The sequence below is a fragment of the Rhodococcus sp. AC861 genome (assembly GCF_979256035.1).
On record NZ_CEEDMW010000006.1, the window covers coordinates 369,403 to 392,669 of the forward strand.

The following is a 23,267-nucleotide window of genomic DNA, read 5'->3' on the forward strand; positions in this document are numbered from 1 at the left end:
TAGGTAACTATCTGTCTATCCAGCGATTTCCGCCTCGCGACTCAGGGCAGTCGTTTCGTTTCGTTCAGGTAAGTAACGATCTACTCCATCAGCCCCGAGCCAAGGCGCTCACGCAATCCGACACCTGCTCTCCAGGTTCATCGCCAGCGCTGCCGTACACCCCACGCCCGAATGTGAACTCAGGCGTCACCTCTCGTGAATTGCCCGACAGGTTGACCACGCCGAGCCCGGGGGACACCCACACCACTCCCGAGACCGAGCGGGTCTCGCCATCCGCACGGTAGACGTTCGCTCCCACGTACTCGTACTCCACACCGTCGACGTCGGTGCGCACAGCGGCGACATCGCGCAGCACCCGCCCCTCCGTGAGGGCGGCCTCGATCGCGGACACTAGAGACGGGTCTGCCTCCACGCACCCGGCCTCGGTGGCGCTCTGCGCCGGCGGTAGGCGTGCGGGCGTGGTCGCTGTCGTCGGCGCCCGAGACGGCACGGGCGCGGCCGCAGCTGGTGCTCGCGTCACGGTGGTCTCCGCGCGCTCAGACGTCCTCGTCGTAGTCGTCACTGACGAGGCCTCGTCGCTCTCGACATCCTCCTGGCCGAGACCGAGGAGCGACCCGATACCGGCGAGCAGTACGAGGCCGGCGGCGATCGCCAGGAAGATCCGTAGCCCGCGGTTCCCGCCCGCTGGCGGCTGCGGTGCGCCCGCTCCCGGCGAGGTGCCTTGGGTTGCCTGATTGGTCCACTGGCCGCCGTCCCAGTAGCGCTTTCCGCCTGCGTTGGCGGGGTCCGGATCGGAGTACCAGCCGGGGTTGGGTCTCGTCATGGCGCAAAGTCTCCCAGGTGCGGCCGCCGGTCGAGCGGCTGATTCTGGCGGGTGTGGGCAGAATGTGGGCACGAGCGGCGTTCGAGCCCGACGGCAACCCTTCGGAATTCCCGAATAGTTGCCGCTGAACTGCGGCGATACGTGGTGGGGCGGGTGGGGCTCGAACCCACGACCAATGGATTATGAGTCCACGGCTCTAACCGACTGAGCTACCGCCCCCGGCAGCGCTGTTGCGCGCGGCACACGTTACCTGGGCCGCTCAGCTGTCCCGGCGGGTGGCCCGAGAGCCGTCACGACGAGGGTGAGAGAGTCCCGGCGCGCAGCATTCCCAGGACGACGTCGGACGGCTGCGGTCGCGCGTACAGGTAGCCCTGGGCTCTGGTGCACCCGAGCTCGACCAGCACGGCACGGGCATCGATGTCTTCCAGACCTTCTGCGATGAGATCGAGATCGTAGGCACGGGCCAGCGTCGTGACGGCCTCGACGATGGCTCGATCGTCCTGGCTGGTGGCGAGGTGGGTCACGAACTCGCGGTCGATCTTCACCGCGTCCACCGGGAGTGTCTTCAGGTGGGACAGGGAGCTGTATCCCGTCCCGAAGTCGTCGATCGCGACGCGGACACCCAGTGCGCGGACATCTTTCAACGCACGGGCCGCCAACAGGACATCGTGCACCACGGCGACCTCGGTGATCTCGATGCACAGGCGGTGAGGGTCGATCGAGTGGGCCGCGAGCACGTCCTGCACGGTTCGGACGAAGTCGATCGACACCAACTGCGCCGGCGACACGTTGACGCGGAGGGTGATGTCCAGCGAGCCGAGCGTGCGGTGCCAGGAGGCGTACGTCCGGCATGCCTCGTTCAGTACCCACCGACCCAGATCGGTCGCGAGGTTGACCGCCTCGGCGATGGCGACGAATTCCACCGGCGGCAACATGCCCCTGGTCGGATGCTGCCAGCGCACCAAAGCTTCGACGGCGGTGATCCGGTCGGTCGTCAGGTCGATCTCGGGCTGGAAGTGCAGGAGCAACGACTCGCCCTCGATGGCTGCGCGCAAGTGGAGTTCGATGTCGTTCTGCAGTTCGTTGCGGGCACGGATCTCGTCGGTGAAGAGCGACACCGTGTTACCGCCGGCCGTCTTCGCGGCCAACGCTGCCTGATCGGCGTCGGCGATGACCGAGTCGACTGTGCTGGTGCCCGGAACGGCCAGTGCGACGCCGATACTCGCTGTGCGCGAGATGTACTCGCCGGCCATGTCGACGCGCGCCGTGACGACCGTGAGGATGCGGCACGCCTCGGCGTAGGCGTCGTCCTCGGTGATCGGCGCGGGGAGTACGACCACGAATTCGTCGCCACCCCATCTGGCCAGCAACGTCTCGGAGTCCGAATTGTCCTGCAGCCGTGACCCGATGGTGCGCAGGAACGAGTCGCCCGCCGAGTGGCCGAGGAAGTCGTTGAGTGCCTTGAGCCGGTCCAGGTCGAAATAGAGGACCGCGAACGGTTCACCGCCCGCATCCAGGCGGGAGCCGAGGTGATCGGAGACGCCCCGCCGGTTCAACAATCCGGTGAGCGCGTCGTGCGTGGCCGCCCATCGAAGATGTTCTTCGGCATGGATGCGGGCCTGCACCTGGGCGAACAGCGTGGCGACCGATTTGAGAGTGTCGACCTCGTCGTCCGACCATTCGCGGTCGCCCGACGCCACGAGGCCGAGGACGCCGGTCGTCTGGTCCCGCGACAACAGCGGAACCGTCGCCATCGAGATGGTCTGGTAGCCGGATGCGCTCTCGACCAGCCGGCGGTACTCCTCCATGGCCGGGTCCGGACGGAACAACAACGGCTCGACCAGGGTCTCCGCCGCCGCGAAGACCGGATCGGCGTCCGCGAAGAAGACGGTGCCCAGAGGATCGGGCTGGGGAACGTCGAGGCGCTCCGGCCATTCGGCGACCATGACGGTGGCGCGAATATCCGGGTCGTGATGACGGAGATACGCGGCATCGGCGTCGAAGTAGCCGACCAGGTCCTCCAGGACGTCCCGGTAGCCGCCGCCCACGGTCATCGAATCGACGCCGATCAGATGCGTCGCGACCTGAGTCACGAGTACGTCGAGGCTCGAGCGGCGCTCCAACGTCGATTCTCCTCGCGAGAGTGTCGAGCGCGGAGGTGCGCTCGTGTTGCCGACTGTACCTGGGGGACAGCGGTCATCGGGCTCGACGTCGACTTCGAATCGCTGGAGTTGTGCAGTGCGACAGGCGCAATACGAGGGCGATCGGTTCGTTCACCTCGGCTCCGATGATGTCGACGAATTGCGATCGAAGCGCTGCAAGGTCTTTCGCGTATCTTTCCGACAAGCCCGTGAAGTCCTCGGTGGAACGCGCGAAGAGGAAGACCGGCGAGACCGGATGTACTGCGAAGCCGAGCATCTCGGCCTCGATCCATACGCGTTCGACAGCGCTGCCGGCGGTGACGTGCTCCTGTGCGCTCGGCCCGGACGCCATCACGACGGCGACTGCCGACGTCGTGGCCATACGGTCACGGGTGTCGTCTCCCAACGCGGTGCCGCCGTCCCAGTCGGCCAGCAGGCCCATCACGTCGGAGCGGCGAGCGACGTCGAGTTTCACGAGGTCGGTGGCGTCCAGCGCGAGTGTTCCGACGTCGATACCGGTGTCTGGATCGTCGTCACCGGGCCATCTCAGCTCGGACATCATCTCGGTGTGCAGGGCGTCGGTGAGATAGCGCAGTCTGTCGGACTCGGCCAGCACGGCTCCCAGACCGGCCAGCGCTCGGCGGTCGGTGACGACGATCGCGCGCGCGCCTTCCTGCCGGGCCGCCGCGGTGAGCGTGTCGATCGAGCTTTGCGGCACGGGGGACGGGCGTCCCGCGTGCCGGTTGGTCGACCGCGCCATCATCGCCTCGTACAGTCCGGCGAGTTCGACGTCGGCGGGTGATCCCGACGTGTCCGTGAGGGCCGGACCCACCTCGACATCGGCAGAGATCGTCGCATCGTCCTGAGCTCGGAGGTCGACCGCAGCTGTTCTCCCGAGGTGCGCGGCGGCGACTCGGGCATTGAACAGCGCTGCACCCAGGGCGACCTGGCTGCCGCGCCAGGAGACGTCGAGCCCAGTGGTGCGGCCCGGGTCGAGAGCGACGGTCAGCCGATCGGTTGTCGTCGACATCGTCCACGGCTGGACGTTGCCACCCGACGGTGCGCGCCGAGCTGCTTCCGCGATCACCTCGACCGTATCGACGGGGCGATGCGACGGTGGCACGTCGGCCGGATCGACGATCGGATCCGCGACGAGGGGCGGTGACGTCAGGTCGTCGAGAAACGCATCGACGTCGATACGCGTGCGCCCCGACGCCACAGGGCGATCGAGGGCGATGCGACGTACCACCGACGCGACCGTCGCGCCGCCGAGAGCCACGTCGCTCCCGAGTTGCGGCCACGTCGAGATGGTTCTCTCCACTTCCACCATCGACGCGGCGAAGCGTGCCGACACGTCCGACGCACCGAGAATCGACATGACGTGCGGGACCTTGTCGCGGGTACTCAGGCCGGCCAGGTCCGTCGACTCGAGCGTGCCCAGTGCGCCGTGGAACAGCGGACGATCCGGCTCGAGGTCGAACCGTTCGACGTCGAGCAGGCCGCGATCGCTGGTCTCCATGATGACGGGTATCCGGTGTCGTCGAGCCGCCTCGCGCAGAAGGACTTTGATGTCCAGCGAGTCGCATTCCTCGACGACGATGTCGAGTCCGTCGAGGAAGTCGTCGACGGTGTCGGGTGTGATGCCGTCGTCGTACACGCGGACGGCCAGATACGGGTCGAGTTCGGCGATACGCCGCGCGACGACATGTGTCTTGCTCTCGCCGAGTTCGAGGATCGAGGAGGGGATCCGGTTCAGGTTGGACAGCTCGAGGTCGTCGAAGTCCGCGATGCGGAGCTCGCCGCAGAGACCTTCCAGTGCCAACGTGTGGGCGACAGCGTGGCCGACGCTGAGTCCGACGACTCCGATTCGGATGTCGCCGAGTCGATCCTGCTCGGCTGCGGTGATCTTGTTGCGGTTGCGGTCGAGTCGCAGCCGCCGGAACCCCTTCGGCCCGACGACGTGGACGAGGGTCCGCCGCCAGGGATAGTGGATCCACCGCGCGGTTTCGTCCGTGATGTCGCTGTCGGGCAGGGGGACCAGCTCCGCCAGCCCGCGCCGCTGCGCCTCCACGGTATCGAGAACCACCGTGTCGCCGTCCGTCCGCAGCGAGTCGATGCGCCGGCGGTCGTCGTCGTCTGTCGGGTCGAGGACGACGGCGCCGTGGTGCCCGAGCAGTGATCCGGTCATGAGATTGCTCCTGATGGGGCGAGGTGTGGCCGCTCGGACACGGCTCTGGTGCGGACGAGTTGTCGCGAGGCATTGTCCATGCGCCGAACATGGTCGGGCGCAGCGACATCTCGGAAGGACCGGGTGTCCCACCAGAGCGCCCGCGTCCGATATCTGTCGTCCGGGTACGACGCGGGCTCGACATCGAGGGCAACGACGGCACCGGCGTCCTGCCACATCGAGAGGACATGGTCGGCCGCGGTCACCAGGGCGTACCGGGCGTCGAGGAGCAGACAGCCCAGCGGTCCTGCGTACCCGATCATGTCGGCGAGCTTGCTGGTCCGAGGGGCGGCTCCGTCGACCCACCCGGTCTTGAGTTCGACGACTCCCTCGCTCAGGCGGTCGTTCACCATGCGCCGCAGACGTGTTCGGCCGTCGGGATGGGAGCGCCACTCGCTGTCCGCATGAGTCTGACGCGCATCGCTGTAGGGACCCTGCAACCTGGCGCCGGCCAACATGCGTCCCGCCGGATCGATGGCGCAGAAGAACAAGCTGGTGGTCGACCCGTCACGGATGACGTCGTAGTCCAACGCGGAGAACACGTCGTGGTGGACGTAGCTGCGGTGGGCGCCGTCGAGGAATCGCTCCCACAGATCGGGCCGGTCCGACGGGTCGGTGGCGACGATCGTGCACCCGAACGCCGAGTCTGTGTAGTAACCCCGATCGGACGGCCTGGTTCCGACCGTCGACACGGTCGGCATCGCCGACATGTCGCCTCCGTTCCGTGCGGTGTGAATGAAACTCAGGCGACCGACGCGACGGGGACGACCGGAGTGGACTCGACCATCAGATACCGGCGCTGCCCGACGAGCACGCGCGTCAGCAGAAGATCGACCTCGACGGCCGACTGGTCCTTGCGCATCAGTCGCACTCGCGCTCGCGACGTGCCGTCCGGCGAATGCGTCGCCCGGCCGGTGGCCGCGGCCAACTCGGGCGCATCGTGGGGGTGGAGGATGCCTGCCGACGGCAGGGAGGCCAGCTCGGCGGCGTCGTAACCGAGGAGCCCGCTGCACGCGGCGTTGAACAGCGCGAGAGCGCCTGTCTCGTCGTGAATGGTCGTGGCGAGAGACGACCGGACCACGCGGTAGTACAACGTGGACAGGTCGGGAACGGGAGCAGTGCTGTGCGCGCGTCGAGCTGGTTCGGATGACTGGCCGGCAACTGGGTCCCGCATGGCATGCATTCTGGCACAACAACTTACGATCCTGCCAGACTCGTGTTGCGGTGAAACAGGGCCGGAGCCGGTTTTCCTGTGGTATCTCATGAGTTGCAGGTCATAGTGTTTGCGAGTCAGATGGTATGCATGTGATGCACCGGCAGTGCTCGAACTGCGGTGTCCGCGGGGGCGGAGACGGTGTGTGGGGTGACAAGGGTTGTGCGGGGGCACGTCGGGGTCCGAAGAATTTCAGGAGATGTCATGGAGGCACATCACGGCTCCGCAGGCGTGCGACGGCCGTTGAACACACTTGTGTCCGATCTGGCGACGCGCCTTCTCGGTGCCGATGCGGCGACCGTCGCAGACGCGTACCGGCTGCTGCTGCGCGACCTGGTGAACGTCTTCGACATGGACACGTGCTTCCTGCGACACAACGACGCCGCGGCGGATGCGACGGTCATGGTCGCCGAATGGCCCCCGCGCTCGTTCGTGCCGGATCCCGACCCGCTGGGCGTCGTGAGGTTCGCCGACGCGGACCCGGTCTTCGCCGTGACCCGGACGCAGACGCAGGTGCAGATCTACCGGCCGAGCGACCAGCCCGAGGACTACCGCGAACGGATCGAGGAAGGATCCGGCGTCCCGGCCACCACCGTCGTCACCGTTCCTCTCCTCGGCGCCGGGAAAACCCTCGGTGTCCTCGGCTTCGTCTGCTTCGAGGACAGGGAGTGGACTCCCGACGAGCTCGCGGCCGTGACGGCCGTGGGAGCGATGCTCGCGCAAGTGCAACGTCGGGTCGCGGCCGAGAACGAGCTGCGCAACACCGCCATGTACGACGAGTTGACGGGACTTTTGAACCGGCACGGCCTCGGTGAGCATCTCGCCGAACTCGTCGATGCCGGTTCCACGGTCGGGCTCCTGTTCGTCGACATCGACCGACTGGCCGCCCTGAACGACTTCCTCGGGCACAGGATGGGTGATCAGTTCCTGCGCACCGTGGCACAGCGGCTCCGCGCGCGCCTGCCCGACAACGACGTCGTCGCCAGGCTCGGTGGGGACGAGTTCGTCGTCGTCCTCGGCGGGACTCCGTCCGCCGACGTCGTCGCGGCACGCGCGGAGGCGGTCCGGGCGCTGGTCGCGGAGCCGATGGTGATCGGCGACGACAGGGTCACCCGGACGGCCAGCATCGGGGTATCCGTCGGAACGGGAGATCCCGCCGAACTGCTCCGCCAGGCGGATCAGGCAGCGCTGCAGGTCAAGTCGGCCGGTGGAAACGCGGTGGTTCTCTACTCGGACGCGATCGCGGCGAGCAACGATCTGCGCAACGACATCGAGCTGACTCTGGGATGGGCCATCGCTCACGACAAGCTGATCCTGCACTTCCAACCCGAAGTCGATCTGCGCACGGGCACGGTCGTCGCCGTCGAGGCGCTGGTGCGGTGGCCGCACCCCACCCGCGGGCTGTTGGGCCCCGACGTCTTCGTCCCCATTGCCGACGCGTCGAACCTTGCCGCAGACCTCGGACGCTGGGTGATCGACGCGGCGTGCCGGGCCTACGTCGGATGGCGCGAGAAGACCGGCCGCACCGATCTCGTTCTGCGCATCAACATCTCACCGGTGCATCTGGCTGTCACCGGATTCGCGCGGGGAGTCCAGCGAGTGCTCGACCACTACGGCATTCCGGCGAGGTTGGTCTGCCTGGAACTGTCGGAAGTAGCCGTCGTCGACTCCGTCGCCGGTTCGGGAGCGGCGCTGATGGCGTTGCGCGAGATCGGCGTTCTCACCGCTATCGACCATTTCGGCGTCGGGTACTCCTCGCTCCTGCACCTCAAGCGACTGCCGTTGGACGTTCTGAAGATCGACCGACACTTCACGGACGGCCTGGGCATCGAGGGCGACGACCGCGCACTCGTCTCGGCCATGATCGGCCTCGCCACCTCGCTACGCCTCGACGTCGTCGCCAACGGCGTCGAGACCACCCGCGCGGCCAGGATGCTGGTCGCGTCGGGATGTCACCGCGCCCAGGGTCACGCCATCTGTCCACCTGTCGACGACGCCGCGTTCACGGCGCTGCTCGTCGACGGGTCACCGCTGATCGACTTGTCGGCGCACTGAGCGGACCCCGCCGGCCGCAGTGTGACGGGCACTCCGTTGAGAATTGCGTTGCCGGCGACGTTCTCGACGCGTGCGGGGTCGGTGATGTCGTTGACACTCGGCCCGAGGACCGTTCGGGCGACGTCGAGTCGCACACCGTCGCGGTCGTGGCCGAATCCGTGCGGGATGCTGACCACGCCCACCATCATCGAGTCGCTGGCCGTCACGTCGATGCGCACGGTACCGGCGGCCGAGGAGACGTCGACAGTGTCGCCGTCGGCGATTCCGAGTCGCGCTAAGTCGTCGGGATGAGCGAGCAGTCCGTGGCGCGGGCGACCCTTCACCAATCTCGGCGAATTGTGCATCCACGAGTTGTTGCTGCGGACGTGACGACGCCCGATCATCACCAGGTCACCGTCTGCCCGCGGTGCTGCGGTCACCGTCGCACGGAGACGGTCGATGTCCGTGGTGACCACGTCGTGCATCAGCGAGATCCGCTTGGTACGCGTGAGGAGTTTGCCGGGCAGTCCGGGACGCAACGGCCCCAGATCCTGACCGTGCGGGTGCTTCCGGAGGGAGCGCATGGTGACGCGACCACGCGCCGCCAGGAGAAGCAGTTCGATGGTGCGCCCGGGGGACAACCGCGTCCGGACCTCGCGGACGACGGACGCTCGACCGAGGCGACCCGCCGTACGGTCGCGCAGACTGCGACGGCGCACCGCCGAGTACCGCAGTGTCAGGTCCCGGAAGATCTCCCAGTCATGCATCGCCCCGGCAGGTTTCGGCAGCACAGCAGGATTGAACTTCGCGATGTTCCGCACCGCGAACGACGAGAAGATCAGGTCGTAGTGGTCGCGTTCGAGGGCTGTGGTGGACGGCAGGATGATGTTCGCGTGGCGCGAGGTCTCGTTGATGTAGATGTCGAACGACACCATGAAATCCAGTTCACGGAACGCGGCGTCGAGTCGGGGGCCACCGGGCATGGACAGCACCGGGTTACCCGAGGCGACCACCATCGCGCGCACCCGGCCGGGACCGTCGACCGTCATCTCGTCCACCAACGTCGAAGCCGGTAGTTCGCCGCTGAACTCGGGAAGGTCGCGGACCCGACTGCGCCACTTGTCGAAGTGTCCGCGGCCGGTGATCTTGTTCGCGATGAGGTCGACCGCGGGATCGGTGAACAGAACGCCGCCGACACGATCGAGGTTGCCCGTGACGATGTTCAGGACGTGCACCGCCCACTGACACACGGTGCCGTGCTGCTGCGTGGACACTCCCATGCGTCCGTACACCGCTGCCGAGTCGGCGGACGCCAGATCCCGTGCAAGAGAGCGGATGACATCGGCGTCGATGCCGGTGCGGGGCGCTACCGCCTCGGGCGTGAACGCCGCCACCGCCTCCGTCACGGCGTCCAGTCCGTCGACATACGCGGCAGGCGTCGCGGACCCGTCGGTGACGATGACGTTGATCAGAGCGAGCAACAGATAGGCGTCGGTGCCCGGCCGAATGAACAGATGCGTGTCCGCCACGTCCGCGGTCTCGGTGCGACGAGGATCGATTACGACCATCCGGCCCCCGCGGGCGCGCAGCTCCTTCACCCGTTTGCCGAAGTCGGGCACCGTCATCATCGACCCGTTGGACGCCATCGGATTGGCGCCCAGGACGAGGAAGAACTGCGTGTTGTCGATGTCGGCGATCGGCTGCCGCAGCTGGTGACCGTAGAACAGCATGTTGGTCAGCTGGTGGGGGAGTTGGTCGAGCGACGTCGCGGAGTACCGGTTGCGAGTACGCAGCATCGACAGGAACGGGATGCCGTGTGTCATCGCACCGAGACTGTGCACGTTCGGATTACCGGCGTAGACCCCGACGGCGTCGGCGCCGTGTTCCTCGCGGATGGAGGCGAGTCGACGCGCCACGATGTCGATCGCCTCCTTCCACTCCAACTCCCGCCATCCCGACTCGGTGCGCTGCAGCGGCCGTCGAACCCGGTCGGGATCCTGGTGGATGTCCACCAGTGCCGTCGCCTTCGGGCAGATGTGGCCGCGCGACAACGGGTCCTTCTTGTCACCGCGGATGGACTGGACACCCTCGTCGGTCACGGTGAATTCGAGGCCGCACATGGCTTCGCACAGAGTGCAGGTGCCGTGGGTGACGCGCGTGGTTCCTGCAGTGTCCGTATCGCTCGCGCTGGTCATTCTCCCCACGCTAGTCGCGCACGGCCGGAACCGAACCGAATCTGTGACGAGTGTGAATTACAGTCGGACACGTGGTTACCGAGAACGTCTCCGAGTCTCTGTCCGCGCTCGACGAGTGGCCGGTGGCGGTGGTGTCGGCGGCCGTGATGGTGGATACGGGCACCGAACGACGCGTCGTCGCACGGCACGGAGATCGCGACCGCGTGCAGGAACTGGCGTCGGTGACCAAATTGCTCGTCGCTGTCGCGGCTCTGGTGGCGGTGGAGGAGGGTGCGATCGAGCTGACCGATCCTGCCGGCCCGGACGGAGCGACCGTCGAACACCTTCTCGCTCACGCATCCGGGGTGGGTTTCGACGACCGCACACCGTCGACGGCGCCCGGAACCAAGCGCATCTACTCCAGCGCGGGCTTCGAGATCCTCGCCGAGTACGTGGGGGAGCGCACCGGCATCGAGTTCCCGGACTACCTGGAGGCAGCGGTGCTGGAACCTCTCGGCATGTCCTCGACCGAGTTGCACGGATCCGCGGGCCACGGCGCGCGGTCGAGTCTGCGCGACCTCGAGGCGTTCGCGGCCGAACTGCTGTCCCCCACACTGATCGCACCCGAGACGCTCGCCGACGCGACGGCCGTCCACTTCGACGGTCTCGCTGGAATCCTGCCGGGCTACGGACCGCAGCGGCCGAACGACTGGGGTCTGGGCTTCGAGATCCGCGATCACAAATCGCCGCACTGGACGGGCAACCGCAACTCGGCGCGTACGTTCGGCCATTTCGGTCAGGCGGGGACGTTCCTGTGGGTCGATCCAAAGGTGCGGGCGTCGTGCATCGTGCTGGCCGACAAACCGTTCGGAGCGTGGGCGAAGCCGGTGTGGACAGCGCTGGGGGACGTGGTGGTCGACTCCCTGTGACCTCCGCGGCCCCGGTCGTGCCGGAAATGTCGCACGACACGCCGCCGAAGCACATTCGACACACCGATCGACTGGTGTAACAGGGGTAACTCGAGGCACACTGGTAGGCAGCCGTACACCAGTCGATTCGTCAGGCCGTTGGGGAAGACGTCCCTCGTCGAAGCTGGAGGCAACGGTGAACGCACTGAATCAATTCGCGGACGCGACAACGGGTGTCGTCTACATTCACTCGTCGCCGGCCGCGCTGTGCCCGCATGTCGAATGGGCGCTGTCCGATGCGCTCGACTGCCGAGCGAATCTGAAGTGGACCGCGCAGCCCGCATTCGACGGTCAACTGCGGGCAACCACCAACTGGACCGGTCCCGTGGGCACCGGTTCCCGGTTGGCCAGCGTGCTGCGCTCGTGGCAGATGCTGCGCTTCGAGGTGACCGAGGACCCCAGTGAAGGGGTCGACGGCGAGCGCTTCGCGCACGTCCCCGGTCTCGGACTGTGGCACGGCGCGACCAGCGCCAACGGTGACGTGATGGTGGGCGAGCAGCGCCTGAAGTCGATACTGGAGCAGAGCCGCGGCGACGTGTACGCGCAGCTCGATCACGTACTCGGGACCGCCTGGGACGACGAACTCGAACAGTTCCGACTCGGTGGAGTCGGCGGAGAGGTCACCTGGCTCGCGAGCTAGATGGACCCTCCGCCACTCAGAGCGGGATGTTCTTGTGGCGTCCACGACGCGCGGGAGCGTCTGCCAGCGCGCGGGTCAGAGTGCTGCGCGTGGCGGACGGGTCGATGATCGCGTCGACGACACCGATGCCGACTGCGCGTTCGACACCACCGGCAATGGCCTCGTGCTCGGCAGTCAAGCGGTCGTGCAGCGCCTCACGCTCGTGATCCGGCGCGGCGGCGAGAGCCTTCTTGTGCAGGATGCCCACGGCCGCCTTGGCGCCCATGACGGCGACCTCCGACTCGGGCCAGGCGAACACCGCGGTGGCGCCGAGCGCCCGTGAATTCATCGCGATGTAGGCGCCGCCGTAGATCTTCCGCGTCACCAGGGTCACGCGGGGCACGGTGGCCTCGGCGAACGCGTGCAGCAACTTCGCGCCGCGTCGGACGACGCCCTCCCACTCCATGCTGACGCCCGGGAGGTAGCCGGGCACGTCGACGACGACGACGAGCGGAATGCCGAACGCGTCGCAGAGCCGGACGAACCGAGCCGCTTTCTCCGCGGACTCCGAGTTGAGGCAGCCACCGAGGCGGATCGGGTTGTTGGCGATCATGCCGACGGTGCGGCCACCGAGCCGGCCCATGCCGGTGACGATGCTGCGAGCCCACCCTCCCTGGAACTCCTCGAACGACGATTCGCCCTCGACGTTGTCCAGCAGTTCGTGGATGACGGGGTGGACGTCGTAGGCCCGACGGTTCGAGGCAGGAAGCAGCGCCTTCAGGTCGGTGTCGCCGTGCTGCGCGGCGGCGAGGTCGAACTCTCCCTGCTCGCTGAACATCGACACCAGCCGACGTCCGCGGGCCAGTGCGTCCAGCTCGTCGTCGGCGACGATGTGGCAGACACCGGACTTGCGGTAGTGCGTGGCCGGGCCGCCGAGCGACTCCATGTCGACCTGTTCGCCGGTGACACTGCGCACCACGTCGGGACCCGTGACGAACACGCGGCCCTCCGGCGCCATGATGACGACGTCGGTCAGTGCGGGGCCGTAGGCGGCGCCGCCGGCAGCGAAACCGAGGACCACGGAGATCTGCGGAACGGTGCCTGACGCGCGGACCATCGCTTCGAAGACGAGACCCACGGCGTGCAGTGCCTCCACACCCTCTGCGAGACGCGCGCCGCCCGAGTGCCAGATGCCCACGATGGGCGCCTCGATCTCGAGTGCTGCGTCGATCGCCGAGACGATGTGCTTGCAACCGTCGACTCCCATGGCGCCGCCCATGACGGTGGCATCGGAGCAGTAGGCGATGGTGCGGACTCCGTCGATCTCACCGGACGCGGCCAGCACACCGGACTTGTCACGGTCGTGCAGCGGGGTGGTGGTACCGGAGTCGAAAAGTTTCTCGAGCCTGCCGAGTGGGTCGCGCGGATCGCGCGAGGACGTGGAGCGGGTGTTCGGAGCGAGGACGGTCATCGAATTTCCCCTTCTGCTGCCGCTCCCGGCAGGGGAGTGGTGGTGCGAACGGAGATCCGGCGGCGAGGCCGCCGGATCTCCGCTGTGACGCGGTGTGGTGCCCGGTCAGTGACGACCGAAGGCGAGCGCAACGTTGTGCCCACCGAAACCGAACGAGTTGTTCAGTGCGTACTCGATCTCGCCGCGACGGGCTTCGCCCTTGACGACATCGAGGTCGATCTCCGGATCCTGGTTGTCCAGGTTCAGCGTGGGCGGAACGATCCCGTCCCGGATGCTGAGCACTGTCAGGATCGACTCGAGGGCGCCGACAGCGCCGATCGAGTGCCCGAGGGCCGACTTCGGTGCGTACACCGAGGCATGGTTGCCCACCGCAGCGTTGATCGCGGTGGCCTCGGCCGTGTCCCCGATCGGCGTCGCGGTCGCGTGGGCATTCACGTGAGTGATGTCCTGAGCGGTCAGTCCGGCCGTCTCGATCGCGCGACGCATCGCGCGAGCTGCACCGGAGCCCGACGGGTCGGGAGCCACGAGGTGGTACCCGTCCGAGGTGATTCCGGCGCCGAGGAGACGAGCGTGGATCGTCGCTCCGCGTGCCAGTGCATGTTCTTCCGACTCGATGACCATGAGTGCACCCGACTCGCCGAAGACGAAGCCGTCGCGGTCCTTGTCGAACGGCCGCGAGGCCGCCGTCGGATCGTCGTTGCGTGTGCTCATGGCGCGCATCATCGAGAACGCCGCGATCGGAACCGCGTCGATATGTCCCTCGACTCCACCCGTGACCATGATGTCCGCGTCGCCCATGACGATCATCCGCCATGCGTGAGCGATCGCTTCCGATCCCGACGAGCATGCCGACACCGGTGTGATGACACCGGCGCGAGCACCCAGGTCGAGCCCGACCACAGCCGACGGTCCGTTCGGCATGATCATCTGTACGGAGAGGGGAGAAACCTTGCGGTATCCGCCTTCACGCATCTTCTTGTCGGCTTCGAGCAGTGCATCTCCGCCGCCCAGGCCGGTGCCGATGGACACGCCGAGACGCTCCGAGTCGACCTCGGGGCTACCGGCGTTCTTCCACACCTCCTTGCCCAGGACGTACGCCATCTGCTCGACGTAACTCATACGACGCTGCTCGACTCGCGACAGAAGAGTCGACGGGTTGACGGCCAGATGGCCGCCGATACGAACCGGAAGATCGAACTCGGTGATGAAGTCATCCTCGAGTACGTCGATACCGCTCTCTCCGTTCAGCAGTCCCTTCCACGTTGCATCGACGTCACCGGCGATGGAGGTCGTGACCGCCATGCTGGTCACGACGACGTTGCGGAAGCCCCCATTGGCTGTGCTGGGCGTGGTCACGGTCGTGCTCACTCGCCTGCGGAGTCGCTCTGGTTGTCGAGCTTCGCCTTGATGGCCTCGGCGGCTTCAGGGTTCTCCGACTCGAGCTTCTGGATGTAGTTCACTGCGTCACCGACGGTGCGGAGGCTGGCGAGATCCTCGTCGGGGATCTTGACGCCGTACTTGTCCTCGGTCTGAACGGCGATCTCGACCATGGAGAGGGAGTCGATGTCCAGGTCGTCGACGAACGACTTCTCGAGGGTCACCTCGGACGGCTCGATGCCGGTGACCTCTTCGATGATCTCGGCGAGTCCGGCGATGAGTTCTTCCTGCGTGGCCACGGAGTGGCTCCCTTCGTGTAAGAAACGGTGCACCCGGCGCCGATGGGGGCGCCGGTGTCGTATTCGAGTGCTGACTCGACGAACGCATGTCCGGCGAGCTCGGGCCGGTTACGAACCGGCCCAGTCCACCGCCCGTGAGGCGGTGGACAGTGCGCAGCCGCGAGCCCCGCCGTAGTGGGGCCCGAGGTTGCGCGCAGTAACCTAACCGACCGATACCGGGGCGGTGAGGCCGGAGACGTCCTCCGGAGTCTTGAGGGCCGTGGTCGGTGTGCCGCGCATCTCGCGCTTGGCAATCCCGACCAACGTGCCGGCAGGCGGCAGCTCGACGATCGAGGTCACCTCGGACGTACGCATCGTGGCGGTGCACAGATCCCACCGCACGGGGCGGGTGACCTGAGCGACCATCTTCTCGAGTGCGTCGGCTCCCGACGTGACTTCCCGGCCGTCCGAGTTGGACAGCAGGCGCCGCTTCGGATCCTTCGGGGTGATCGACGCAGCGGCCTCGACGACGGCGTCCTGTGCCGACGCCATGAAGCGCGTGTGGAACGCGCCGGCGACGGGCAGCGCGCGAACCCGTGCCTTCTCGGGCGGGTTCGCTGCGAGCTCGGCGAGGTCGGTCAGCAGTCCGGCGGCGACGATCTGGCCCGCCGCATTGCGGTTGGCCGCTTCGAGGCCGAGTTCGGTGAGACGCTCGAGGACGGCATCCTCGTCGCCACCGAGGACGGCGGACATACCGGTCGGAGCCAGTGCGCAGGCCTTGGCCATCGCGGCGCCGCGGATCGCGGCGAGCGCGACCGCCTGGTCGGCCGTGATGACTCCTGCCACCGCGGCGGCCGCGAGCTCGCCCACGGAGTGACCCGCGACGACGAGGTTCTCGGGGAGACCGTGCGTGCGCTCGATCTCCTCGAAGGCGAGGAGAGCGGCAGCCACGACGAGGGGCTGGGTCACAGCGGTGTCGGTGATCTCCTCCGCCGTGGCGGTGGTTCCGAGCCGCGTCAGGTCCAGGCCCGACGCCTGGGACCAGAGGGCGAGACGATCCGCGGCGCCGGGAAGGGCGAGCCACGGTACGAGCATGCCGGGTGTCTGAGAGCCCTGTCCGGGCGAAAGTACTGCGATCACGGAACTAAGAAAACACTGTGAAGGCGTCCTGAGTAGATGTCCTACGCGATGAACCTTCGGCACCGAATTTGTCAGAACCCTACAAACGCCCTGCAGGATGCCTCTGATCGCTCCGGGCGCAAGAACCGTTACTGTATGAGGTTCCCAAATGTTCCGGCTGTGACTGTTGTTATCGGTGATGGACTTTCGTTATGGGATTGCGACAGGCGACCCACTGTTGCCGCGATACGCAGGACGTACGCATCACGCGCATTGGTGGGGTCCCGACCGGTCACCTCGGCAATCCTCTTGAGCCGATATCGCACAGTATTTGGATGAACAAACAGTGACCTAGCACACGTCTCGACGGCGCCGCCGCAGTCCAGATAGGCATCGAGAGTGTCCGACAGTGCCGAACCTGCTGCCGACAGCGGCTGCACGATGTGGTCGTTGAGCGATGTCACCGCGGCAGAATCCCCGAGCAGCGCTCGTTCGGGCAACAGTTCGCCCGCGTGCACCGGCCGCGGCGCTCCGCGCCACCCGACGACCGCGTGCATCCCGGCGAACGCTTCGAGGGCACTGGTGTGCGCCGCGCCGAGCGTGCGGGTCGTCGGTCCGATCACCACCGGGGCATCGGAGAAGTTGCGCATCAGGTCGTCGAGGAACGCCGTACTCGACAGATCGCCGGACAGGTGGCCGCTGACGACCATGACCAACCGGGTTCCCTGGACGACCGCCAACGCTGCCCGATTGTGTCGCTGCGCCACGGTGTGGACGGTGCCGACCACCGAGACACCCTGGTCGGGAGGTGGTGAGCCGACCAGGACCGTCGCGGGAGCTGTCGCGTCCCAGTTCAGGGTGGCGGCCCGCGACAACATGTCCGAGCCGGTGTCGCCGCGCACCACGGCGTCGACGACCAATGCCTCGAGCCGGGTGTCCCAGGCGCCGCGCGATTCGGCAGCACTGGCGTAGACGGATGCCGCGGCGAATCCCAACTCTCGGCCGTAGCGCAGCACGGCCTCCGTCAACGCGACGAGCTGCTGGTCGTTGCGAGCGAGGGCCGGGAGCCACTGCTCGAAGAACTCCATGGCCACGCGGACCATGTCGACGGTCTGACGCAACGTGAGCCGGCGAGCCAGATCCTGCGGGATCACCTGGAACGCGTCGAGACTGAAACGGATGTCGCTGTCGGGGTTCTGCAACCACTCGAGGAAGTTGACCACCGCGGTCTGCACCAGCATCTGCACGCTCGCGCGTTGCGACGCATCGAGGTCGCTCACGAACGGCAGTTGATCCTGCATCTGCGTGAGTGCCTCGGTGGAGAGCCTGCTCGAGAACTGCTTGACCCGACGCAGCAACGCGTCGGGAAGCGGGACTCGTTGTTGGCGCGCCCGGATCGCGCTTCCGGGGCGGTGCGCCTCAGCAGCGGCACGTCGGAGCTCGCGCCGCTCCCGAACCCGCTCCGATTCCCCCTCCGGAGAACCGTCGGGGGAATCGGGAGCGATGTCGTTCATGGACAAGAACCTACGCGCCGCCGCTGGTGGAACCGTCAGGCAACGCCCGGGTCGGCCGTCGAGATCGGCGCCGCGAGGACATCGTCGATCTGGTAGCGCTCGGCTGCCTCGACCGCCTTGTCCTTGTCGAACTCGCCGGACCGGCCGAGCGCGGACAGCACGGCGACGACGATGGACTCGGCGTCGACGTTGAAGTGGCGACGGGCGGCCGTGCGGGTGTCGGAGAAGCCGAACCCGTCGGTGCCCAGCGTGGTGTAGCTGCCGGGGACCCACTGGCGGATCTGATCCGGCACGGCCCGCATCCAGTCGGACGCAGCCACGAACGGGCCCTCGGCGTCCTGGAGCTTGGTGGTCACGTACGGAACGCGCGGCTCGTCGCCCGGGTTGCGCAGTGCCTCCGTCTCGGCGGCGACACCGTCACGGCGCAGTTCGCCCCAGCTGGTTACCGACCAGACGTCGGCGGACACGCCGTAGTCCTTCGCGAGGAGCTCCTGAGCGCGAAGTCCGGACGGCATGCCGACGCCGGAGACCAGGATCTGCGCCTTGGGGCCGTCGGCCGTGCCCTCCTGGAACAGGTAGATGCCCTTCAGCAAACCTTCGACATCGAGGTTCTCCGGCTCGGCCGGCTGACGGTAGGGCTCGTTGTAGAGGGTGATGTAGTAGAAGATGTTCTCTCCACCGAACCCGTCGACACCCTCGGTTCCGCCGTACATGCGGCGGAGTCCGTCCTTGATGATGTGGGCGATCTCGAAGGAGAACGCCGGGTCGTAGGCGACGGCAGCCGGGTTGGTGGCGGCGAGCAGCAACGAGTGTCCGTCGGCGTGCTGCAGGCCCTCGCCGGTGAGGGTGGTGCGGCCGGCGGTGGCGCCGAGCACGAAGCCGCGGGCCATCTGGTCGGCAGCGGCCCACAGACCGTCACCGGTCCGCTGGAAGCCGAACATCGAGTAGAAGATGTACAGCGGGATCATCGGCTCACCGTGCGTCGCGTACGACGTACCGACCGCGGTGAAGGACGATGTGGAGCCGGCCTCGTTGATGCCCTCGTGCAGGATCTGACCGGTGACGTTCTCCTTGTAGGCGAGCATCAACTCCGAGTCGACCGACGTGTAGAGCTGGCCGTTGCGGTTGTAGATCTTCAGCGACGGGAACCACGAGTCCATACCGAACGTGCGTGCCTCGTCGGGAATGATCGGCACGACGCGGTGCCCGATCTCCTTGTCGCGGAGCAGTTCCTTCATGACACGGACGAGCGCCATCGTCGTGGCGACTTCCTGCTTGCCGGAACCCTTCATGATCGACTTGTAGGTCGAGTCGGGCGGCATGGGAAGCGGCTTGGCCGCGGTCCGGCGCTCGGGGACGAAGCCGCCCAGCGCTTTACGACGATCGAGCATGTACTGGATCTCGGGGGAGTCCTCGCCCGGGTGGTAGTACGGGGGCAGGTACGGATCCTTCTCGAGCTCCTCGTCGGAGATCGGGATGTGCTGGATGTCGCGGAACGCCTTGAGGTCGTCGAGGGTCAGCTTCTTCATCTGGTGGGTCGCATTGCGGCCCTCGAAGTGCTTGCCCAGCGTGTAGCCCTTGATGGTGTGCGCCAGGATCACCGTCGGCTGACCCTTGTGCTCCATCGCCGCGGCGTAGGCGGCATGGACCTTGCGGTAGTCGTGGCCACCGCGCTTGAGGTTCCAGATCTCGCTGTCGCTGAGGTCCTTCACCAACTCCTTGGTGCGGGGGTCGCGACCGAAGAAGTTGTCGCGGACGTAGCTGCCGTCGTTGGCCTTGTAGGTCTGGAAGTCGCCGTCGGGCGTCGTGTTCATGAGGTTCACCAGGGCGCCGTCTCGGTCCTTGTGCAGGAGCGTGTCCCACTCGCGGCCCCAGACGACCTTGATGACGTTCCAGCCGGCACCGCGGAAGAACGACTCCAGTTCCTGGATGATCTTGCCGTTGCCGCGAACCGGGCCGTCGAGCCGCTGGAGGTTGCAGTTGACGACGAACGTCAGGTTGTCGAGGCCTTCGGTCGCGGCCACGTGCGCGAGACCGCGCGACTCCGGCTCGTCCATCTCACCGTCGCCGAGGAACGCCCACACGTGCTGGTCGGAGGTGTCCTTGATGCCGCGATCGTCGAGGTAGTGGTTGAAGCGTGCCTGGTAGATGGCGTTCATCGGGCCGAGGCCCATCGACACCGTCGGGAACTCCCAGAAGTCCTGCATCAGACGCGGGTGCGGGTACGACGGGAGGCCGCCACCCTGATCCGCGTGGCTGTACTCCTGGCGGAACCCGTCCATCCGCTCGGCCGGGATGCGGCCCTCGAGGAAGGCGCGGGCGTAGATGCCGGGGGAGGCGTGGCCCTGGATGAAGATGTGGTCGCCGCCGCCGGGGTGGTCCTTGCCGCGGAAGAAGTGGTTGAAGCCCACCTCGTACAGCGCGGCGGACGAGGCGTACGTCGAGATGTGGCCGCCGACGCCGACGCCGGGGCGCTGCGCACGGTGGACCATGATCGCGGCGTTCCAGCGGATCCATGCGCGGTACCGACGCTCCATGGACTCGTCGCCGGGGAACCAGGGCTCGTTCTCGGTGGGGATGGTGTTGACGTAATCGGTTGAGGTGAGCGCCGGGATGGACACGCGCTTCTCGCCGGCACGCTCGAGCATGCGCAGCATCAGATAGCGCGCGCGCTGCGGCCCGGATCGCTCGAGGAGCTGGTCGAACGATTCCAGCCACTCGTCGGTCTCGTCACTGTCGATATCCGGGAGGTAGGACGCCACCCCCTCTCGGATGACGCGAACGCGGCCGTCCGTGCTCGCCTTCCGTGCGACAGCGCCTGCCGCGGCATCTGCCGCGTCGGTGCGCTCTTCCTTCGTCGATTCCGACAACGTGTGTTCTCCTCGATGTGGCGAGGGCATGGTGTGCCCCCGGGCCAGTGCGAGTCGGTCCTGTGACGCCGACCCGCTGTGGTGCTTCACGGTGATCTGGGTCAATCTCGGGTGATCGCTGTCAATCCTGCCCCATCGGACCCCGCTTGGTGCAGGTGGTTCCCGATTGGGTACACGTGAAATCAATGCAACAGAAAATCGAGCAGATCGCCGCGTCGGCTTGCGCCGGGGCGCCCGACCATGTTCGCTTTGTCTACTGCACACTTGGCACTACCGCCCGATCGGTCTCGACCGGGTTTTCTACTTGAAGGAGGACACGACCGTGGTCGCCGCGGCGGACGCCCAGAACTACGCCCAGAAGCTCGGAGTCACCCACGACATGGTCGTGCAAGAGTTGGGTTGGGACGAAGACACCGACGACGACTTGCGGGCCGACGTCGAGGAGATGATCGGCGGGGAAACCGTCGACGAGGATTCCGACGAGGTCGTCGATGTCGTGCTGCTGTGGTGGCGCGACGGGGACGGAGACCTCGTGGATGCGCTGATGGATGCCATCACCCCGCTCTCCGACGACGGATTCGTGTGGGTCCTCACTCCCAAGACAGGCCAGTCAGGCCACGTCGAACCCAGCGAGATCGCCGAATCCGCACCCACCGCAGGCCTTACCCAGACATCGACGACGAACCTCGGTGCATGGATCGGCAGCCGGCTGGTGCAGCCCAAGGCACAGCCGACGAAGCGCTGATGGCTGTCGAGGTGGGGGCGCCGGCCCCCGACTTCACACTGAAGGATCAGAACAACCAGCCCGTCTCGTTGTCGGACTACCGCGGCTCGAAGAACGTCCTCGTGATCTTCTTCCCGCTCGCGTTCACCGGCACGTGCCAGGGCGAGTTGTGCCGTGTGCGCGACGAACTGCCCAAGTTCGAGAACGACGACACCGCGGTCATCGCGGTGTCGGTCGGTCCGCCGCCCACACACAAGATCTGGTCCGCCGAACAGGGGTACACCTTCCCGCTGCTGTCCGACTTCTGGCCGCACGGGGAAGTGGCCCGGCAATACGGCGTGTTCAACGAGGACCTGGGCTTTGCCAACCGCGGAACCTTCCTCGTCGACACCGACGGCATCGTCCGGTTCGCCGAGATGATGGGGCCCGGGGAGGCCCGTGACCAGGGCGCTTGGGAGAACGCGCTGGCCGCGCTAGATTCTTGAGCGCGTTCCCCGGTCCTGCCGGGGAGCACAGGGGCGTATAGCTCAGCGGTAGAGCTCTGGTTTTACACACCAGCGGTCGGGGGTTCGAACCCCTCTGCGCCCACACCATGGACATGCGGCCCAACTGCGAACGGTGCGACGTGGATCTGCCACCGTCGTCCGTCGATGCGTGGGTCTGCACCTACGACTGCACTTTCTGCACCGCCTGCGTCGACCGACTGTCGAACGTCTGCCCCAACTGCGGTGGCGGCTTTACCCCTCGCCCCGTACGCCCTGCCCGCGAATGGCGGCCCGGCTTGTCGGTGGCTCTGCGTCCCGGTTCGACGGTGCGAGTGCACACCCCGTACAGCGAGGCCGAGTTGGACGAGTTCGTGTCGCGAGTTCAGGATGTGCCGCCGGCTGAGCGGTGAGCGGGCCGGCTCCGCGCCGGGCGCTGCGCGCGGTGGTCTGCGCAGGTTGCAGAGTGCGCGCTCGGCCGGGCGCTGCGCGGTGAGGTAGTGCGAACGACCGATATGCGGCACGGGTCATCGCTGCCACGATGGGCTGCAGGCGGAGGTACCGCTCCATCGCGTGGAGGAAACATAGTGAGCAGCATGAACTTTCGACGCCGACAGATAGCGACCGTTGCTGTGGTGGCGGCCGGGTTGGCCTTCGTCGCACCGGCAGTCGCCAGTGCGCAACCGTCCACATTCGGTAGCAGCACGGGCAGCAGCCTGATCGACGATCCGATCGGAACCCTGAGCGAGGGGGCACGCATCCTCGGCGAGGCCATCGGCGGATTCGGTGGAAGCGACCTCGGTAGTAGCGGCCCCGGCACACCGACGCAGAACTGCAACGAGCAGACAGTGTCGGGCGGCGAGGGCGTGACCGATACCAATCACCAGCTCGGCCGAACGGGTCCGACGTCCTTCGTGCTCGACTACGAGACGGAGAGCGTTCCGGACAACATCGAAGTGTTCTACCAGGGCGGGAAGGTCTACGAATCGGGGTACATCGGCGACGACCTGAATGAGGGAACCGGGTCCGCAGTCGTCTCGCTTCCGCCGGGTGGCGCCACGACGGTGTTGGTGCGGGTCACCGGGCCGAGCGGTACCTCCTGGGCGTACACCGTCCGCTGCTGATCGCGGCGCAGCGCGCGGCGGTCTGCGCACCGTGCACGGTAGTTGTCAACCTGTCTGAGACAGTTTGTGGTGGTTGATACCGGTGGGTCCTGGTAGTTCCGGTGCTCGG

The 23,267-nt window shown here is 66.9% G+C and carries 19 protein-coding genes and 2 tRNA genes; 8 read left to right on the plus strand and 13 right to left on the minus strand.

All coding sequences use genetic code 11. The features are described 5' to 3' along the window. Positions 1-88 precede the first annotated feature (88 nt). The 6 genes from AC0IX4_RS20165 to AC0IX4_RS20190 all read right to left on the minus strand — a co-directional run bounded on the left by AC0IX4_RS20165 (position 89) and on the right by AC0IX4_RS20190 (position 6,365). Positions 89-823 carry a DUF2510 domain-containing protein gene (locus AC0IX4_RS20165; RefSeq protein ID WP_471830708.1) on the minus strand — a complete coding sequence of 245 codons (735 nt, stop codon included), beginning with the start codon at positions 821-823 and terminating at the stop codon, positions 89-91. Positions 824-965: 142 nt separating this feature from the next. After that, positions 966-1,042 (minus strand) — tRNA-Ile (locus AC0IX4_RS20170). Positions 1,043-1,113: 71 nt separating this feature from the next. Further along, positions 1,114-2,946, minus strand: coding sequence for a putative bifunctional diguanylate cyclase/phosphodiesterase (locus tag AC0IX4_RS20175; protein WP_471830709.1), 1,833 nt, complete (start codon positions 2,944-2,946; stop codon positions 1,114-1,116). Positions 2,947-3,019: 73 nt separating this feature from the next. Further along, positions 3,020-5,152 (minus strand): Rv1355c family protein, encoded by a 2,133-nt coding sequence (locus tag AC0IX4_RS20180; RefSeq protein ID WP_471830710.1) that lies wholly within the window; start codon positions 5,150-5,152, stop codon positions 3,020-3,022. Further along, positions 5,149-5,901 carry a hypothetical protein gene (locus AC0IX4_RS20185; RefSeq protein ID WP_042572850.1) on the minus strand — a complete coding sequence of 251 codons (753 nt, stop codon included), beginning with the start codon at positions 5,899-5,901 and terminating at the stop codon, positions 5,149-5,151. The genes AC0IX4_RS20180 and AC0IX4_RS20185 overlap by 4 nt, the downstream gene beginning before the upstream one ends. A gap of 32 nt (positions 5,902-5,933) precedes the next feature. Then, positions 5,934-6,365 (minus strand): PAS domain S-box protein, encoded by a 432-nt coding sequence (locus AC0IX4_RS20190; RefSeq protein ID WP_471830712.1) that lies wholly within the window; start codon positions 6,363-6,365, stop codon positions 5,934-5,936. A 243-nt stretch (positions 6,366-6,608) separates the two neighbouring features. On the opposite strand from AC0IX4_RS20190, the gene AC0IX4_RS20195 reads away from it, so the two are divergent. Beyond that, the gene (locus AC0IX4_RS20195; RefSeq protein ID WP_471830713.1) at positions 6,609-8,459 is read left to right on the plus strand and encodes a putative bifunctional diguanylate cyclase/phosphodiesterase; all 1,851 of its coding nucleotides are present in this window, start codon (positions 6,609-6,611) and stop codon (positions 8,457-8,459) included. Here the strand turns inward: AC0IX4_RS20195 and AC0IX4_RS20200 are convergent. After that, positions 8,372-10,633: a molybdopterin-dependent oxidoreductase gene (locus AC0IX4_RS20200; protein WP_471830715.1), complete on the minus strand. Its 2,262-nt coding sequence runs from the start codon at positions 10,631-10,633 to the stop codon at positions 8,372-8,374. The two genes, AC0IX4_RS20195 and AC0IX4_RS20200, sit on opposite strands and share 88 nt — an antisense overlap. Before the next feature lie 146 nt (positions 10,634-10,779). Between AC0IX4_RS20200 and AC0IX4_RS20205 the strand changes: the two genes are divergently transcribed. Continuing rightward, on the plus strand, positions 10,780-11,541 hold the full coding sequence (locus AC0IX4_RS20205; protein WP_471830742.1) for a serine hydrolase domain-containing protein: 762 nt from the start codon (positions 10,780-10,782) through the stop codon (positions 11,539-11,541). 175 nt (positions 11,542-11,716) lie between these two features. After that, on the plus strand, positions 11,717-12,220 hold the full coding sequence (locus tag AC0IX4_RS20210; RefSeq protein WP_471830717.1) for a DUF3145 domain-containing protein: 504 nt from the start codon (positions 11,717-11,719) through the stop codon (positions 12,218-12,220). Between the two features lie 16 nt (positions 12,221-12,236). Here the strand turns inward: AC0IX4_RS20210 and AC0IX4_RS20215 are convergent, their stop codons facing one another. The 6 genes from AC0IX4_RS20215 to aceE form a co-directional block, all read right to left on the minus strand. Continuing rightward, on the minus strand, positions 12,237-13,670 hold the full coding sequence (locus tag AC0IX4_RS20215; RefSeq protein ID WP_471830719.1) for an acyl-CoA carboxylase subunit beta: 1,434 nt from the start codon (positions 13,668-13,670) through the stop codon (positions 12,237-12,239). Positions 13,671-13,775: 105 nt separating this feature from the next. Next, the gene (locus AC0IX4_RS20220; RefSeq protein ID WP_042572903.1) at positions 13,776-15,026 is read right to left on the minus strand and encodes a KasA/KasB family beta-ketoacyl-ACP synthase; all 1,251 of its coding nucleotides are present in this window, start codon (positions 15,024-15,026) and stop codon (positions 13,776-13,778) included. An 8-nt stretch (positions 15,027-15,034) separates the two neighbouring features. After that, positions 15,035-15,346: a meromycolate extension acyl carrier protein AcpM gene (gene acpM, locus AC0IX4_RS20225; protein ID WP_042572855.1), complete on the minus strand. Its 312-nt coding sequence runs from the start codon at positions 15,344-15,346 to the stop codon at positions 15,035-15,037. Between the two features lie 201 nt (positions 15,347-15,547). After that, the gene (locus tag AC0IX4_RS20230; RefSeq protein ID WP_042572856.1) at positions 15,548-16,465 is read right to left on the minus strand and encodes an ACP S-malonyltransferase; all 918 of its coding nucleotides are present in this window, start codon (positions 16,463-16,465) and stop codon (positions 15,548-15,550) included. 128 nt (positions 16,466-16,593) lie between these two features. After that, entirely contained in the window at positions 16,594-17,958 is a 1,365-nt protein-coding gene (locus AC0IX4_RS20235) for a PucR family transcriptional regulator (protein WP_082042821.1), read from the minus strand. Positions 17,959-17,993: 35 nt separating this feature from the next. Next, positions 17,994-20,858, minus strand: a complete 2,865-nt coding sequence (gene aceE, locus AC0IX4_RS20240; protein WP_471830720.1) for a pyruvate dehydrogenase (acetyl-transferring), homodimeric type — start codon at positions 20,856-20,858, stop codon at positions 17,994-17,996. A gap of 292 nt (positions 20,859-21,150) precedes the next feature. Between aceE and AC0IX4_RS20245 the strand changes: the two genes are divergently transcribed. The 5 genes from AC0IX4_RS20245 (at position 21,151) to AC0IX4_RS20265 (ending at position 23,158) form a co-directional block, all read left to right on the plus strand. After that, positions 21,151-21,573 (plus strand): DUF3052 domain-containing protein, encoded by a 423-nt coding sequence (locus tag AC0IX4_RS20245; protein WP_042572906.1) that lies wholly within the window; start codon positions 21,151-21,153, stop codon positions 21,571-21,573. Next, positions 21,573-22,037 (plus strand): peroxiredoxin, encoded by a 465-nt coding sequence (locus tag AC0IX4_RS20250; protein WP_056075678.1) that lies wholly within the window; start codon positions 21,573-21,575, stop codon positions 22,035-22,037. The genes AC0IX4_RS20245 and AC0IX4_RS20250 overlap by 1 nt, the downstream gene beginning before the upstream one ends. A 31-nt stretch (positions 22,038-22,068) precedes the next feature. Continuing rightward, positions 22,069-22,140 (plus strand) — tRNA-Val (locus tag AC0IX4_RS20255). A gap of 10 nt (positions 22,141-22,150) precedes the next feature. Beyond that, positions 22,151-22,447 carry a DUF1272 domain-containing protein gene (locus tag AC0IX4_RS20260; RefSeq protein WP_442971173.1) on the plus strand — a complete coding sequence of 99 codons (297 nt, stop codon included), beginning with the start codon at positions 22,151-22,153 and terminating at the stop codon, positions 22,445-22,447. A 183-nt stretch (positions 22,448-22,630) separates the two neighbouring features. After that, the gene (locus tag AC0IX4_RS20265) at positions 22,631-23,158 is read left to right on the plus strand and encodes a hypothetical protein (protein WP_082518516.1); all 528 of its coding nucleotides are present in this window, start codon (positions 22,631-22,633) and stop codon (positions 23,156-23,158) included. The last annotated feature ends 109 nt before the right edge of the window (positions 23,159-23,267 follow it).